15 protein-coding genes are annotated in these 14,989 nt (G+C 44.0%); 4 read left to right on the top strand and 11 right to left on the bottom strand.

The genetic code is table 11. The features are described 5' to 3' along the window. Positions 1–162 precede the first annotated feature (162 nt). The 3 genes from F995_RS04855 to F995_RS04865 all read right to left on the bottom strand — a co-directional run bounded on the left by F995_RS04855 (position 163) and on the right by F995_RS04865 (position 2,995). The gene (locus F995_RS04855) at positions 163–1,095 is read right to left on the bottom strand and encodes an FAD-binding protein (RefSeq protein ID WP_004645709.1); all 933 of its coding nucleotides are present in this window, start codon (positions 1,093–1,095) and stop codon (positions 163–165) included. An 18-nt stretch (positions 1,096–1,113) separates the two neighbouring features. After that, entirely contained in the window at positions 1,114–1,866 is a 753-nt protein-coding gene (locus F995_RS04860) for an electron transfer flavoprotein subunit beta/FixA family protein (RefSeq protein WP_004280496.1), read from the bottom strand. A 523-nt stretch (positions 1,867–2,389) separates the two neighbouring features. Then, positions 2,390–2,995: a LysE family translocator gene (locus F995_RS04865; RefSeq protein ID WP_004645711.1), complete on the bottom strand. Its 606-nt coding sequence runs from the start codon at positions 2,993–2,995 to the stop codon at positions 2,390–2,392. A gap of 112 nt (positions 2,996–3,107) precedes the next feature. Here F995_RS04865 and F995_RS04870 point away from each other — a divergent pair, with 112 nt between their 5' ends. Further along, positions 3,108–3,602 (top strand): Lrp/AsnC family transcriptional regulator, encoded by a 495-nt coding sequence (locus F995_RS04870; RefSeq protein WP_004645712.1) that lies wholly within the window; start codon positions 3,108–3,110, stop codon positions 3,600–3,602. Between the two features lie 208 nt (positions 3,603–3,810). On the opposite strand, the gene F995_RS04875 is transcribed toward F995_RS04870, so the two are convergent. The 7 genes from F995_RS04875 to F995_RS04905 all read right to left on the bottom strand — a co-directional run bounded on the left by F995_RS04875 (position 3,811) and on the right by F995_RS04905 (position 9,949). Continuing rightward, on the bottom strand, positions 3,811–4,194 hold the full coding sequence (locus tag F995_RS04875; protein WP_004645713.1) for a hypothetical protein: 384 nt from the start codon (positions 4,192–4,194) through the stop codon (positions 3,811–3,813). Positions 4,195–4,424: 230 nt separating this feature from the next. Beyond that, positions 4,425–5,360, bottom strand: coding sequence for a site-specific tyrosine recombinase/integron integrase (gene xerA / locus F995_RS04880; RefSeq protein WP_004645714.1), 936 nt, complete (start codon positions 5,358–5,360; stop codon positions 4,425–4,427). Further along, positions 5,361–5,966 (bottom strand): alpha/beta fold hydrolase, encoded by a 606-nt coding sequence (locus F995_RS04885; protein ID WP_004645715.1) that lies wholly within the window; start codon positions 5,964–5,966, stop codon positions 5,361–5,363. It abuts the gene before it with no gap. Positions 5,967–6,052: 86 nt separating this feature from the next. Then, entirely contained in the window at positions 6,053–6,898 is an 846-nt protein-coding gene (gene dapF, locus F995_RS04890) for a diaminopimelate epimerase (RefSeq protein ID WP_004645716.1), read from the bottom strand. 12 nt (positions 6,899–6,910) lie between these two features. Next, entirely contained in the window at positions 6,911–8,155 is a 1,245-nt protein-coding gene (lysA, locus tag F995_RS04895) for a diaminopimelate decarboxylase (RefSeq protein ID WP_004645717.1), read from the bottom strand. Positions 8,156–8,179: 24 nt separating this feature from the next. Then, positions 8,180–8,413 (bottom strand): LPS translocon maturation chaperone LptM, encoded by a 234-nt coding sequence (lptM, locus tag F995_RS04900; RefSeq protein WP_004645718.1) that lies wholly within the window; start codon positions 8,411–8,413, stop codon positions 8,180–8,182. 132 nt (positions 8,414–8,545) lie between these two features. Beyond that, positions 8,546–9,949, bottom strand: coding sequence for an amino acid permease (locus F995_RS04905; RefSeq protein ID WP_004645719.1), 1,404 nt, complete (start codon positions 9,947–9,949; stop codon positions 8,546–8,548). A gap of 319 nt (positions 9,950–10,268) precedes the next feature. On the opposite strand from F995_RS04905, the gene F995_RS04910 reads away from it, so the two are divergent. Next, entirely contained in the window at positions 10,269–11,615 is a 1,347-nt protein-coding gene (locus F995_RS04910; RefSeq protein ID WP_004645720.1) for an alanine/glycine:cation symporter family protein, read from the top strand. Positions 11,616–11,710: 95 nt separating this feature from the next. On the opposite strand, the gene F995_RS04915 is transcribed toward F995_RS04910, so the two are convergent. Further along, positions 11,711–12,115, bottom strand: a complete 405-nt coding sequence (locus F995_RS04915; RefSeq protein WP_004645721.1) for a hypothetical protein — start codon at positions 12,113–12,115, stop codon at positions 11,711–11,713. A gap of 174 nt (positions 12,116–12,289) precedes the next feature. Here F995_RS04915 and radA point away from each other — a divergent pair, with 174 nt between their 5' ends. Next, positions 12,290–13,681: a DNA repair protein RadA gene (radA, locus tag F995_RS04920; RefSeq protein ID WP_004645722.1), complete on the top strand. Its 1,392-nt coding sequence runs from the start codon at positions 12,290–12,292 to the stop codon at positions 13,679–13,681. 118 nt (positions 13,682–13,799) lie between these two features. Further along, positions 13,800–14,804, top strand: a complete 1,005-nt coding sequence (locus tag F995_RS04925) for a Tim44 domain-containing protein (protein WP_004645723.1) — start codon at positions 13,800–13,802, stop codon at positions 14,802–14,804. The last annotated feature ends 185 nt before the right edge of the window (positions 14,805–14,989 follow it).

Raw genomic sequence — 14,989 nt, forward strand, 5'->3', positions numbered from 1 at the left:
AAGCAAACCGGGATTTTATCACTTTTCATGCAAATGAAATACTCTAGTTTCGACTGCCGGGTATTTTTAAAATTTTTGCATAAAAAAAACGCCCTTGGACAAAACAGTAAAGCATTGCTTTCACTGCTTGCACAAGAGCGTATTTTGAACCCGATTCAGAAATTAGATTTTAGAAACCAATTCTGGAATTACAGTGTTCAGGTCACCGACTAACCAGTAGTCAGCGACTGCATTGATTGGCGCTTCTTCATCTTTGTTGATCGCAACGATCACTTTAGATTCTTTCATACCAGCCAAATGCTGAATCGCACCAGAGATACCTACAGCGATGTACAGGTCAGGTGCAACGATTTTACCAGTTTGACCCACTTGCATATCGTTTGGTACGAAGCCAGCATCTACCGCAGCACGTGATGCACCTTGAGCAGCACCAAGCTTGTCGGCCAATGGATCAAGGATCTTGTGATAGTTCTCACCAGAACCTACACCACGACCACCAGAAACCACAATACGCGCAGCTGTCAGTTCAGGACGTTCAGATTTTACGATTTCTTCGTTGATAAACTTAGAAATACCCGCATCACCCGTAGACGCAGCAGCTTCAACAGCAGCAGAACCGCCCTCAGCAGCTACAGCATCAAATGCTGTACCACGAACAGTCGCCAATACGATGTTTTCGCCTGATTCTACAGTTGCAATTGCGTTACCTGCATAGATCGGACGTTTGAAAGTCTTAGGACCATCTACCGCAATGATGTCAGTGATCATGCTTACGTCAAGAAGCGCAGCTGCACGTGGTAAAATATTTTTACCAGTTGTTGTAGAAGCAGCAAGGATATGTGTATAGCCTTTACCTAATTCAGCAACAAGTTTAGCCACGTTTTCAGCCAATTGGTTTGCATAAGCAGCGTCATCAGCAAGCAATACTTTGCTTACGCCCGCAACTTTAGCCGCTTGGTCAGCAACTACCTGAGCGCCAGAACCAGCAACCAATACAGTGATATCACCACCGATTTTTTGCGCTGCAGCAACAACGTTTAAAGTAGCAGCGTTTAATGCTTTGTTGTCGTGCTCAGCGATAACTAAAATACTCATGATTTTTATCCTTCTGTATTAGATCACTTTCGCTTCGTTTTTCAATTTTTCTACAAGCTCGTCTACAGACTTCACTTGTACGCCAGCTTTACGCTCTGCAGGTGATTCAACTTTCACTGTTTTCAGTTTAGTTGCAGGGTTTACACCGAAATCTGCAGGTGACTTGGTATCCAGCGGTTTTTTACGCGCTTTCATGATGTTTGGAAGTGCCGCATAACGAGGCTCGTTCAAACGCAAGTCCGTGGTAATGATTGCTGGAAGTTTCAGCTCAACAGTTTGTAAACCGCCGTCTACTTCACGTGTTACTTGTACTTTATCGCCATCTACTTTTACTTCAGAAGCGAATGTACCTTGACCTGCACCCATTAGAGCGCCAAGCATCTGACCAACCTGATTCGAGTCATCATCAATTGCTTGCTTACCCAGAAGGATCAATTGTGGTTGTTCAGCGTCAACAACGCCTTTCAGAATTTTAGCGATTTCCAGCGCACCCAGTTGGCTGTCATCAGCTTCAACCAGAATACCGCGGTCAGCACCAAGCGCCATTGCAGAACGAATCTGTTCTTGGGCTTCTTTAGGACCAATAGAAACAACAATGATTTCTGAAACAGTTCCTTTTTCTTTTAAACGAACCGCTTCTTCCACTGCGATTTCACAGAATGGATTAATTGACATTTTAACGTTAGTTAAGTCAACACCACTGTTGTCCGGTTTAACACGAACTTTAACGTTGGCATCAACCACACGTTTTACAGCAACAAGAGCCTTCATGTAATCCTCGGCTGTTTTAGCAAATGTAAATGTTGAGAAAAGTTAGTGTAACTCTTCACTTAAATTTTTTTAGGTGCCCTATCTTGCAATGTGTACGGCATTTCGGTCAAGTCACAATTCAACAAAGAGGTGTAAAAATGCGTAATTTTCCCTGAACGATGCGTTCACAATTAATTGTTATCGTTTTATTACAATGAAATGTATCAATATTTACTTAAAATTTAACCATTGATTTATATTATTTTTTTATCTGATTAATCACATCAGAAGTTTTGATTGATCACATTTAATTTAAATTGATTTAAAGCAGCTTGAAGCAAAACAGCCGGAATATACGTATGTCAGCTTTTGTCATTTTGGACAGAACTCTTTTTGAGAGCGAATTAAACCTAATATAAAGACAAATTGACCAAATAATAAACCAGCGCATTGAATTCTACGCCGACAAAGTGAATATTTAATTTCAAATCTTCGCAATTATAAAAAAAGCATACTGCGAACAGTATGCTTCTTTGCAACCAGATTAATTGATGATGAGCCAGCTTGCAGCAAGTGCCAGTAAACCACCAGAAGTTCCATCCACCCATTTTTGTTTACGTTCATCCATTTGGGTTTTTTGGCTGATTTTGCTGAACAAAATACTTAAGCTACAATACACTACAAAAATCAGACTGATAAAAATAAAGGACAGGATCAAACCTTGGCTGACAGTATTGGCGGATTTATCAATAAACTGCGGCAAAATCGCAAAATAAATCAACATGCCTTTTGGATTTAACAGCGCAGTAAAAAAACCTTTTTTAATCGGATTGGCTGAGGTCTTTTTCTCAATGTTCAGCGCTTTTTTACTGAATACCGATTTGAGCAAATTAAAGGCCAAATACAACAGATACGCAATCCCAAGCCAGCGAATTGTTTCAAACAGCACCGGAAAAGAGATAATAATAGCCGCAATTCCGAGTGCCACCAGAATAGAATGCACCAGATAACCGCAACACACCCCTAAGGTTGCCATCATGCCTGCTTTTGCATCTTTACCCATCACTTGAGACAGGATAAATAACATATCGGGTCCAGGCGTAAAAATCAGGGGAAGCACGGTCAGTGCAAAGAGTACAAATACAGACATTTCCTTTTCCTTTCAAACTCCAGAAAGTGAAACAAGTATCTGCGATTTTTTACAAAATTGGCTTTCAATTTATTTTATAATAAGTATTATTTTTCGAATATTATTCTAATTTATGAAAATATCCACCAAGTCTGTGCGGGTAAAACTTGATCGAATTGATAAAAATATCATTCGACATTTACAGGCCAATGGCCGTATTCAGAATAATGATCTGGCACGTGAAATCGGACTTTCACCTTCATCCTGTTTACGCCGGGTAAAATTACTGGAAGATGCAGGCGTGATTCAGAATTACACGACTATTGTCGACCAACAAAAAATTGGTTTTCAGCTGATTTTATTTTCACGCATCTGGTTAGTCGGTCAGGATGCCGAAACCATTGATACCTTTATTGAGGCGATGAAAGAACTGCCTCAGGTGATGGAGTGCTACATTATTTTGGGAGAGAGCGATGCCATGTTGAAAGTCGTGGTGCCTGATCTGGAAAGTTATCGCAAATTCCAGTCCACACATCTAACTAAAAAAAATGGTATTACCAGTGTCAAAACGGATTTACCCAGCCAGATTATTAAACAGAGTTTCCAGCTGCCTTTAGAAGATTTATAGGCAAACTGATTTTAGACAACGACGCTATGTTCTTAATTTAAGATTTGCATAATGGTAGCTTGCTTAAACCATAACCTGTGCTGCAAGCGCATAGATTACAAGTTCTCCTATAAGAAAAGGTTGCCTATAGAAGACAACCTTTTCCTCTTGAGCAAAGCCAAATCACAGGACTGAATCTTATTTTTATGTTATGTGGATGCTTCAGAATTTACTCAGTTTCTTGTGCTAAAAAATCACGATGTACATGGCTTAAATCTACCAGCTCATAGTCTGCCAATTCAAAAATTTGCCAAATTGCAATCGCATCTTCTTTTAAATCGACTGCCTGGGTCGCACGATTCGACAATTGCCATTGCAAATCAGAAATCCATAAATAGTATTGCCTAGTCGCCGCATTAAAGGCCTGAACTTTTCCATCGGCATTAATCCCTTGAATGATGGCGCCTTCAGGTAAGGTCGCTTCAAGATTGGGTAAGCTAATGTCCACAAAATGCTTGATTTGTCGCAAACCATAACCTGCAAACATTTCTTTTTGAGCTTCACTTAACTGTGCATATTTTTGCTCTATATCTGCAATTACCAGTGTGTCCATGTCACCTCCCATCGGTCAAATACTGAGATGTTACTCAGCAATATTCATTTTAAATATTAAATACTATTTATTGTTATACCTGAAATGGCGCATTTAACGAATAAGACAATAGTGAAATGCTTACCCGAACGCCAGTGTTCAGTTCAATTCCATTTTAAGGTTTATATATGAAAGTTTTGTGCCAAAAATACGATTTTCATGATTTTTATTCTTTAACACTTGTCACATGATCAATCTTCTTTATGCTGCGCACGCGGATGGGCCTGATCATAAATCTGGGCTAGATGATCAAAATCGACATGAGTATAAATTTGCGTGGTGGTTAAATTACTGTGTCCCAGCATTTCCTGCACCGCGCGTAAGTCCCGGCTATTCGACAACATATGACTCGCAAAACAATGTCTTAATAAATGTGGATGTAAATCTACATTCACGCCTGCGCGCTGCGCCTGAAACTTGACCCGATTTTCAATTTGTCTTGCACCGAGCGGATTGCCTTTCTGGGTAATAAATACATTCGCCTCCGGCACAAAATCACCATTCCATAAGGGATAGACTTGCAACCAGGCCATCACGCTGTCTTTGGCCTTGGAGCCAAAAGGCACAATCCGGGTTTTATTGCCTTTACCAGTAATGCGTAATAACTGCCGGTTGAAATCAATATCTTTAATTCTCAGGCTTTGCAGTTCTGCCAGACGCAACCCACTCGAATAAAGCAATTCCAAAATCGCTTTGTCCCGGAGCCACATTTGCTGCTGTATTTCATTTTCGGGCGCAGGCTGATCAATAATCTGGTTGACTGTTTCAATATCGACCATGCCCGGCAAAGGGCGCGATTGACGTTTTAACTGAAAATCATCCGCCGGATTAAAAGCCATATGCTGAGCCTGCTCGGCCCATTTCATAAACTGACGAATAGCCGAAAGCATACGTTGCAGGCTGCTAGGACTGAGCTGATGCTGTTCCACTTTTTCAGCCAGAAACTGGCGTAAATCGGTGGCTTCTACATCGTTTAAATTGAGCTGCTCACGCTGGCAAAACTCTAAAAAATCTGAGACATCACGTTCATAGGCTTGCAAGGTATGTTTGGACTGGTTTTGAATTTCACGTTCTTTCAGCCACATGTTAAGCAAGAGTTGAGGTGGGACAATCACTGCTTGCTCCATTTAGAGTTGCTCCAAATAATCTTGAATCAGCATTGCAACCTGATTTGCATGAGAATTGGCAAAGAAATGATCTCCACCTTGGATAATATGCAATTTTGCATTTTTAAAAATTCCTGCCAAGTATTGTCCAAGCTGAACAGTACTTAAAGGATCATGATCGCCCCAGATCAGTAAGATCGGAATGTCAAGACTTTCAAGCTGAATGCGGCTAAATTCAGTTTGGTCTTGTACAAACCAGTCCGGTGCTGTTTTAAAATGTTCATGATAATCTGTTCGCCAGTCTGCACAATGAAATGATTGCAAATTCAGGCCACCAGATGTCGCCAACAATACCAGTCCTTTGACTTTCTGTGGATGCTTAAGTACCAACCCAACGGCCAATACACCACCCATAGACTGGGCAATCAGAATGGAATCATCCTCTATCTGCTTTTCCACGAATTCTTGCAAATCATGCAGATTTTGAATGGCCAAATTTGGTGCTACGCCATCAAAGCTTGGATAGGCAATGACTTGCTGATCTGGATATTCGGTTAATGCTGCCTTTAATGGCTGCCAAAAGTGCTGGCTTCCTGAAGCACCCGGCAGGAACACAAGCTTATTCATCTCGGTCAAATTCTACGGTTTTTTCCCATCCTAGCATAAAAAAAGCACCATCGAAGACAGTGCTTTTTTCTCAAGCGGAACCAAGCTTAACCCTGGAAATAACGTAAATCCAGACGTCCTTCATATACGGTCGCCGTTGGTCCGGTCATCCAGACCACATCACCTTCTTTCCATTCAATTTGCAGCTTGCCGCCTGCCAGTTCAACTTCGACTTTACTCGACAGCAGACCACGACGCATACCTGAAATTGCGGCAGCACAGGCACCTGTACCACAAGCTAAGGTCTCGCCTACACCACGCTCGTACACACGTAAACGTGCATGTTTTTCATCAATAATCTGCATAAAGCCAGCATTGACTCGTGCCGGGAAGCGCGCATGTGATTCAACTTGTGGACCAATACGTGCGACATCGGCAGCAATCACATCCGGTACGATTGTCACCGCATGTGGATTCCCCATATTGACCACATCAATGGTCAGCTTTTCACCGCCAGCAAGATCGATGTCATACAGGCTCTCCGGCGCATCAGCTACAAATGGAATTTCCTGAGGCAAAAATTTTGGATAGCCCATATTGACGCGTACCCAACCATTCGCACCCAATTCCGGCTCTACAATACCAGATTTGGTTTGTACCTTGATTTTGGTTTTGGTCGTGAGCTGACGATCATGTACAAATTTGGCAAAACAGCGCACGCCATTGCCACATTGTTCCACTTCTGAACCATCGGCATTAAAAATCCGATATTTAAAGTCTGCACTTGGGACATCGGGTGGCTCAACCACCAAGAGTTGATCAAAACCAATGCCAAAGTTACGATTGGCCAAACGCTGAATGGTCAAAGTGTCTAAATAAGCACGCTGGCTGATCAGATCAACCACCATAAAGTCATTGCCCAGACCATGCATCTTGGTAAATTCTAATAACATCCTGATTTATCCTTAAGGCAATAAACGCTCACGTTCCCAGAGTGATTCAATCGTTTCACGTTCACGAATCAAATGCGCCTGATCAGCATCGACCATTACTTCAGCAGCACGGCCACGGCTGTTATAATTTGAACTCATCACAAAACCGTATGCACCTGCGCCCAGCACAGCCAGCACATCATTTTCCTTGATCGCAAGCTCACGCTCTTTACCCAGAAAATCACCAGTTTCACAAATTGCACCCACCACATCCCATTCTTTCATTTCGACATCGGTACGAGGTGTAACAGATTGAATATCCATCCATGCTTCATATAACGCAGGGCGAATCAGGTCATTCATCGCTGCATCAATGATCGCGAAATTACGGTGATTGGTTGGCTTGAGCAGATCTACTTTAGTCAGCAGCACACCTGCATTGGCAGAAATACTACGTCCCGGTTCCATATACACTTTCAAGCCCAGTTTTTCTAAAGCTGGACGCAGCGCATTGGCATATTCTTCAACCGACGGCGGGGTTTCATCTTTATAGGTCACACCCAGACCACCACCGATATCAATGTGTTTGAGGTGAATGCCCAGCTCTTTTAACTGGTCAATCATGACAATGACACGATCCAGTGCATCGACAAATGGCTGGGTTTCAGTCAACTGTGAACCGATATGGCAGTCAATCCCGACCACATCCAGATTTGGCAATGACGCCGCATATTGATAGGTTTCGAACACGCTATCCGATGGAATACCGAATTTATTTTCTTTTAAGCCGGTTGAAATATAAGGATGGGTTTTAGCATCGACATCCGGATTCACACGCAATGAAATCGGCGCTTTGACATTTAATTCAGCCGCAACTTTCTGGATACGATCCAGCTCGGCATAAGATTCGACGTTAAAGCAAGCAATCCCAACTTCTAGCGCTTTTTTGATATCCGCTTCAGATTTACCCAGACCGGAAAATACGATTTTCGAAGGCTCACCACCGGCTTTCAGCACACGTGCCAATTCTCCACCAGTCACAATATCAAAACCGGCACCCTGTTTGGCCAATACATTCAATACCGCAAGATTAGAGTTGGACTTTACCGCAAAACAGATTTGATGATCGATGAAGTTAAAAGCACGGTCCATATCTAAAAAATGTTTTTCCAAAGTAGCTTTAGAATAAACATAGAGTGGTGTGCCAAATTGCTCCGCGAGCTGTTGTAATGAACATTGCTCAGCGTGCAATACCCCATTAATGCGGGTGAAACTCATGAAGGTATCCTTTCTGTGAAAGCGTTATGGTGTGGTTTTAACGTCTGAATCGGTAGGTGCAGCAAACTGTTGTTGCACAGGTGCCTCGCGTTCTTCGTCGGACGCTTTAGGCTCAGTTTCAGTATTTTTGTATAACAGATACTTGGCACGCTTGTCGTAATTCGGATCATTTGGCAAGTGCAAAGCACCTGACTGTCCACAACCTGCAAGAGCAAGACCTGTCGCTAAGATACTGATGTAGCAAATGACTTGGCGCATCTGACCACCTAATGTAATAGTTTCGATGAAGTATAACGCGATCATTCGGCATGACCCAAGCGTTAAACGCTAGAGAGTATCTTTAGACAAAAAAAAACGCCAGCAGATCGCTGACGTTTTTATTGATAAGGTTTATTTATGTTTCTGTTTATAGAAACCAAAATAGCCAATGATTAGCAGGATAAACCAGATCGGACTGATCATCAGTGCCTGGCGAGTATCCTCTTCCAGCGCCAAGACCACAATCATACTCAGGAAGAAAATAATCACGACCCAACAAGTCACTAAACCACCTGGCAACTTAAAAGTTGACTTTGCATGTAGTTCTGGACGTGTTTTGTAATACACGATATAGCTCCAGATAATGATGATCCAGACACAAATAAACAGAATCGTGGATAAAGTCGTGGCCAAGGTAAAGGCCCGAACAGTATCCGGAACAAAATACTGGAGTGCTGCTCCCAGCAACAAACATACCGCCGAGAAATACAAGGCATTGGCAGGCACTGCGCGACGGTTCAAGCGACCAAAGGCAACCGGTGCCTGCTCTTCACGCGACAGGCCAAACAGCATACGACTGGTTGAGAATACGCCACTGTTCATCGATGACATCACCGAGGACAATACCACCAGGTTCATGATGATCGCAGCCGCTGCAATGCCAGCCTGACTGAACAGGTTCACAAACGGTGATACATTCGGATCAATCTGGTTCCACGGTGTCACTGACATCACAATTAGCAGTGCCAATACATAGAAAATAATGATACGGATCGGAATAGAGTTCACCGCTTTTGGTAGGTTCTTTTCCGGATCTTTGGTTTCAGCCGCGGTAGTACCCACCAGCTCTACCCCGACAAAGGCAAAGATTGCAATCTGAAAACCGGCCAGGAAGCCCATGGCACCCGTCGGGAACAAACCGCCATGCTCCCAGATATGACTAAAGGATGCGACCGTACCAACATCATTGGTAAAGCCAGTAAACACCATCCACAGACCAACAGCAATCAGCACCACAATGGCGATAATTTTGACCAGGGCAAACCAGAATTCCATTTCACCAAACAGTTTTACCGTGACCAGATTCAGCCCCATGATAAACACAATCGCGGCAACACTGATCATGACGCCTTCTTCAGGGCTAAAGGGCAAGCCATTATTGAAGAATTGCAGATAGTAAATAATGGCTGACAGATCTGCGATCCCGATGGTGATCCAGCACAGCCAGTAGGTCCAGCCGACAAAGTATCCGGCCCAAGGCCCGATCAGATCCGTGGCAAAATCAATAAATGATTTATATTGTAAATTGGAGAGCAACAACTCACCCAATGCACGCATCACCAGAAAGACCATAAAACCGATGATCATATAGATCACCAGAATCGAAGGACCTGCGAGACTGATGGTTTTACCCGAACCCATAAACAGGCCGGTTCCGATGGCGCCCCCAATGGCAATTAACTGTAGGTGCCGATTGGACAAACTCCGCTTTAATTCACCGTGCTCTGCCGACGAATTGTTATATTTTTCTGACATTATTAATTACAACTTTGAGTTTTACTCGCGACAAATTAACGTAAAAAATGCTGAATACAAAAATAAAATTTGCATCATTTGTATTTCCTTATTAATTGAAGAAGTTAATTTATTTTTCTTATATCGCTCTCCAGTTACATTTTTGCTTTATTTTTGACCTGAAAGATTCCAGTAATTTCTTGTCAAATTTTTAAAACTGTGTAAAAAATAAAACACTATTCAGCCAATTTATGCATTTAGGATGAATGCATCTGGCATAGCAATTGCTTTTTAATCAATACCTCGAACTACACAGACATGGATCAATAAGAAGAATTTTATGCAAAATTTACAAAGTTTAATGGAAACTTTAAGCGGCTGGGTCTGGGGCCCTTATATGTTGGTACTGATTGTCGGTACCGGGATATTCCTCACCTTCCGTTTATTGTTCTGGCAGTTCCGCATGTTGCCCCTCGCCTTTAAACAGGTCTTTGGCAAGCATCCTGACCATTCAGGGGACATTTCCCAATTCGCTTCACTCATGACCGCACTCTCTGCCACGATTGGTACTGGTAATATTGCCGGCGTAGCCACTGCCTGTGTCCTCGGTGGTCCGGGCGCCGTGTTCTGGATGTGGATGACTGCCCTGTTTGGTATGGCGACCAAATATGGCGAAGGTGTTCTGGCAGTCAAATACCGAGTTAAAAATGAGAAAGGTGAAATGTCCGGTGGTCCGATGTACTACATCGAGCGGGGTCTGAAATGGAAATGGCTGGCGCTGATTTTCGCCTTGTTCGGCACTCTGGCTTCTTTTGGCATCGGCAGTTCGGTCCAGTCCAATACTGTAGCGCTGGCGGTACAGAACAGTATGGGCATTGAGACCTGGATAACAGGTATTATTATTACTGCCTTTTCAGCACTGGTGATTTTGGGCGGGATCAAATCGATTTCCAAAACTTCTTCTGTGATCGTGCCGATTATGGCAGTGGGTTATGTTGCTGGCGGTCTGATTATTATTTTAAATAATCTGGAACTGGTCATGCCGGCACTAAAAATGATCTTCAGCTATGCCTTTACCGGTGAAGCCGCAGTGGGCGGTGCGATTGGTGCAGCGATTCGTTATGGTGTAGCACGTGGAGTATTCTCCAACGAAGCCGGTATGGGTTCTGCGCCGATTGCTGCCGCAGCAGCGAAAACCGATCATCCGGCCCGTCAAGGTTTGGTCTCTATGACTGGTACGTTTATTGATACGATTATCGTCTGTTCGATTACCGGTATTGTACTGGTGATGGGTTATATCATGGCCGGCAACTCATTCGGTGACCAGACCGGCGCAGTATTGACCATCAGCGCGTTTGACAAACTGTTGCCTGGGATCGGCGGCTGGATTGTGACCCTCGGGATTATTTTCTTTGCTTATTCCACCATCTTGGGTTGGAGCTACTATGGCGAGAAATGTGCCACTTATTTGCTCGGTGAGAAGTTTGTGCTGCCCTATCGTATTATTTATATCGCTTCGGTATTTATTGGCTGTGTGGCGACCCTTGATCTGGTTTGGCTCTTCGCCGATACCTTTAATGGGCTCATGGCGGTTCCAAACTTAATTGCACTATTGCTTTTATCCGGAGTGATTGCCAAGGAATCGAAAGACTTTATTGCAAGACGTAAATCTGGTGAACTTTATTAATTGATAAGTTATTTAACTACTCAACTTAAATAGTAAAGAGCCACGTCAATCGTGGCTTTTTATGCTTCATCTTTTCCATTCTTCATCATGAAAATTTAGCAACGTAAACCACTACAAGCCAGCTTGTCCCACTCAGATTCAAGCTCCAACGCTAGTCCTAAAGATAAAACAAAAAACTGAATGCCTTTAATTTTCATATTGCCCTGTTCATCTTCCAGATATCCACTCAATTTTTGATAGGTTTTATGATGCAGATCAAAAGGTACATCCAGATAAAGACCACCCAGGTAGATTTCACTATGGACGGTTTGATCCACACCTAAACACGGCATATAGACAATGCCCTGTTGCTCTAGCCAGCCGATTAACATTTGGCGAACCGAGTTTGCGTCCCGATCTGGATGTACATAATGATCAAAATGCACAAACAGCACATCACGGTTTTTTTCACGTGCGATCGCATCAATATGTTTCAGCAATTGTGACAAGATCTGTTCCATTCCAGCATAACAAGATGGGCATTATAGACGGCGTTGACGCATAGCATTCAAATCAGCATAAATAAAAACGACAAGCCTTGTCGTAAAAACTATGATTTTTCAGGTGAAAGGCTTGGTTTTCTATAGCATTCACCGCTATGCTGTCACTCAATTTCAATCGCTACATCTTCAAATATGGCTAAAGCAAAAAGTGTGTATCGTTGTGAACAGTGTGGTGCCGATCATCCAAAATGGTCGGGGCAGTGTTCTGAATGCGGGGAATGGAACAGCCTGGTTGAGGTGACCATTGCACCGGCAGTGACGCATCGCGCCCAGCCAAAAATCGGTGGTGGATATGCAGGCCAGGCGTCCAGCATCACGACTTTAAATCAGGTTTCAGTCTCTCATGAAACCCGTCTGCCGACGGGTATCAGCGAATTTGACCGGGTTTTGGGTGGCGGACTGGTAACCGGTTCGGTGGTCCTGATCGGCGGTGATCCCGGAATTGGTAAATCCACCATCTTGCTACAAACAGCCACGCACATGGCATCTGCCAAAAATCCGGCCCTGTATGTGACCGGTGAGGAATCTTTGTCTCAGGTTGCTTTACGTGCCCAACGTCTGGATCTGCCAACCGACCAGCTCAAAGTCATGGCAGAAACCTGTGTCGAACGTATTTGTGAAGTACTGGCCCAGCAACGTCCTGCGGTAGCCATTCTGGACTCGATCCAAACCCTGTATACCGAAACCCTGCAATCTGCACCGGGCGGTGTCTCACAGATTCGTGAATCAGCGGCCCTGTTGACCCGTTTTGCGAAAAATAGTGGCACGTCTTTGTTTCTGGTCGGTCATGTAACCAAAGAAGGCGCACTGGCCGGCCCACGTGTACTGGAACATATGGTCGACTGTGTACTGTATTTTGAAGGCCAGTCTGATTCACGTTACCGGATGATCCGAGCGGTCAAAAACCGTTTTGGTGCAGTCAATGAACTCGGTGTGTTCGGCATGACCGATAAAGGTCTGCGCGAAGTATCTAATCCTTCAGCCATCTTTTTAAGCCGTTATGATGAAGCGATTCCCGGTTCGATTGTAATGATCAGCCGCGAAGGTACGCGCCCGCTACTGGTTGAGGTTCAGGCACTGGTCGATGATGCACATGGCCAACCAAGACGTGTAGCGCTCGGCCTGGATCAGAACCGCTTGAATATGCTCCTTGCAGTCATGCATCGGCATGGCGGCGTACAAACATCAGGACAGGATGTGTATGTCAATATTGTCGGTGGCCTTAAAATTACCGAAACTGGGTCAGATTTAGCTGTACTGCTGGCCTGCGCTTCCAGCATTCGTGGCAAAGCCTTACCGCAACAGCTGGCGGTTTTTGGGGAAGTCGGACTGTCTGGAGAGATTCGCCCTGTGCCGAACGGTCAGGAACGGCTGAAAGAAGCGATTAAACATGGTTTTAAATACATTATTGTCCCTCGCGGCAATGCACCGCAAAAACCCATCGAGGGCGTGCAAATTATTGCAGTTGCGCGTTTACATGAAGCCTTGAGCGAGGCAATGGCGCTGAGTGATGAACTCAATTAACTGTAAACCGGCTCATTTCGTACAAAGAGCAAAAAAATACAGATTTTTGATTGAAATTCCACACAAAGCCTATATAAATAGACTGTACAAACAGGTTTTATTCTCATAGGAAAAATGAATGGAAGTTCGACAGCGCGGTTTGATCACAGGTATCTTGACAGCAGTTTTATTGGTTGCGCCTTTTGCAGCTGAAGCAAAACGTGCCGGTGGCGGTAAAAGTCACGGCATGCAACGTTCTGCACAACCTACTCAATCTTATCAACAACCTCGTCAAGCTGCGCCTGCTCAACAAGCGCCAGTTGCCGGTGCTGCAACCCAGCAAAAATCCGGTCCGGGTGTCGGCGGCATGGTTGCCGCGGGTGTAGCCGGTGCTGCGATTGGTGCAGTTGCTGCCAATGCCTTGGCGGATGATCAAAGTGTAGCAGCATCTGAAGCTCAGGCTGCTCAAGCCGAAGAGGAAAAAGGTGGTATTCCAGGCTGGATCTGGATCCTTCTTGCTGCTGCTGTTGCCTTCTTCATTTTCCGTAAGATGGGCGCAAAAAAAAAAGTAGCTTCTAACCCATACGCACCAAATAGCGGTGCTGGTAATACAGCACCTTTTGGTCAGGCACCGACTGCACCTCGCGGTGGTGACAGTACCAATATTTTTGGTCAGAATGTGGGTGGTCAAACGTCAAGCAACAATGCTCCGTTCGGTTCTGCTCCGGTAAATAACGCGCCTTTTGGTGCAGCTTATACCCAAAGTGGCAGCCAGTTACCGGATGGTACTGAACCTGCAGCATTCTTGCGTGTAGCGCGTCAGCGTTTTAACCATATTCAGTCCATGAATACAGCAAGCAACATTTCTGAAATTCAGCGTTATTTGACTCCTGAACTTTATCAGTCAATATATAACGACATCATGAGCAATCAGGATCAGGATGTTGCCGAGTTTTCAAATCTGAATGCGATGGTCGTCGACTCATCGACTGACAATGGCCAGTATATTGTCAGCGTACGCTTTACAGGTACGGTAAGCGAAGACTTAAACAGCTTGCCGCAACCGTTCGCAGAAATCTGGCATTTCACCAAACCAGCAGGTTCAAATCAGGACTGGGTGGTTGCAGGTATTCAGCAAGACTAATCGTGAATAAATGAAGTTTAGACAGCGGCCTTCGAGCCGCTGTTTTTATTTTCAAGCCTTACATTTTGATCTTTTTTAATTCCCTTCCCCCTCTCTTTTTTAACCTAACTTCCAGTTTTACTTATTTTTCATATAAATAGTTCAACAACCCATATTTAAAATCTAAACAATAATTGTTATCATTA

Source organism: Acinetobacter sp. CIP A162 (genome assembly GCF_000367905.1).
Lineage (GTDB): Bacteria > Pseudomonadota > Gammaproteobacteria > Pseudomonadales > Moraxellaceae > Acinetobacter > Acinetobacter lwoffii.

What these genes read in the sequence shown, in the direction of transcription:
- xerA (WP_004645714.1), bottom strand. Translation starts at nt 5,360, where the DNA reads ATGGAGCAAGCAGTGATTGTCCCACCTCAACTCTTGCTTAACATGTGG.
- lptM (WP_004645718.1), bottom strand. Translation starts at nt 8,413, where the DNA reads ATGCGCCAAGTCATTTGCTACATCAGTATCTTAGCGACAGGTCTTGCT.
- F995_RS04875 (WP_004645713.1), bottom strand. Translation starts at nt 4,194, where the DNA reads ATGGACACACTGGTAATTGCAGATATAGAGCAAAAATATGCACAGTTA.
- F995_RS04860 (WP_004280496.1), bottom strand. Translation starts at nt 1,866, where the DNA reads ATGAAGGCTCTTGTTGCTGTAAAACGTGTGGTTGATGCCAACGTTAAA.
- radA (WP_004645722.1), top strand. Translation starts at nt 12,290, where the DNA reads ATGGCTAAAGCAAAAAGTGTGTATCGTTGTGAACAGTGTGGTGCCGAT.
- F995_RS04905 (WP_004645719.1), bottom strand. Translation starts at nt 9,949, where the DNA reads ATGTCAGAAAAATATAACAATTCGTCGGCAGAGCACGGTGAATTAAAG.
- F995_RS04870 (WP_004645712.1), top strand. Translation starts at nt 3,108, where the DNA reads ATGAAAATATCCACCAAGTCTGTGCGGGTAAAACTTGATCGAATTGAT.
- F995_RS04925 (WP_004645723.1), top strand. Translation starts at nt 13,800, where the DNA reads ATGGAAGTTCGACAGCGCGGTTTGATCACAGGTATCTTGACAGCAGTT.
- F995_RS04910 (WP_004645720.1), top strand. Translation starts at nt 10,269, where the DNA reads ATGCAAAATTTACAAAGTTTAATGGAAACTTTAAGCGGCTGGGTCTGG.
- F995_RS04915 (WP_004645721.1), bottom strand. Translation starts at nt 12,115, where the DNA reads ATGGAACAGATCTTGTCACAATTGCTGAAACATATTGATGCGATCGCA.
- F995_RS04865 (WP_004645711.1), bottom strand. Translation starts at nt 2,995, where the DNA reads ATGTCTGTATTTGTACTCTTTGCACTGACCGTGCTTCCCCTGATTTTT.
- dapF (WP_004645716.1), bottom strand. Translation starts at nt 6,898, where the DNA reads ATGTTATTAGAATTTACCAAGATGCATGGTCTGGGCAATGACTTTATG.
- F995_RS04855 (WP_004645709.1), bottom strand. Translation starts at nt 1,095, where the DNA reads ATGAGTATTTTAGTTATCGCTGAGCACGACAACAAAGCATTAAACGCT.
- F995_RS04885 (WP_004645715.1), bottom strand. Translation starts at nt 5,966, where the DNA reads ATGAATAAGCTTGTGTTCCTGCCGGGTGCTTCAGGAAGCCAGCACTTT.
- lysA (WP_004645717.1), bottom strand. Translation starts at nt 8,155, where the DNA reads ATGAGTTTCACCCGCATTAATGGGGTATTGCACGCTGAGCAATGTTCA.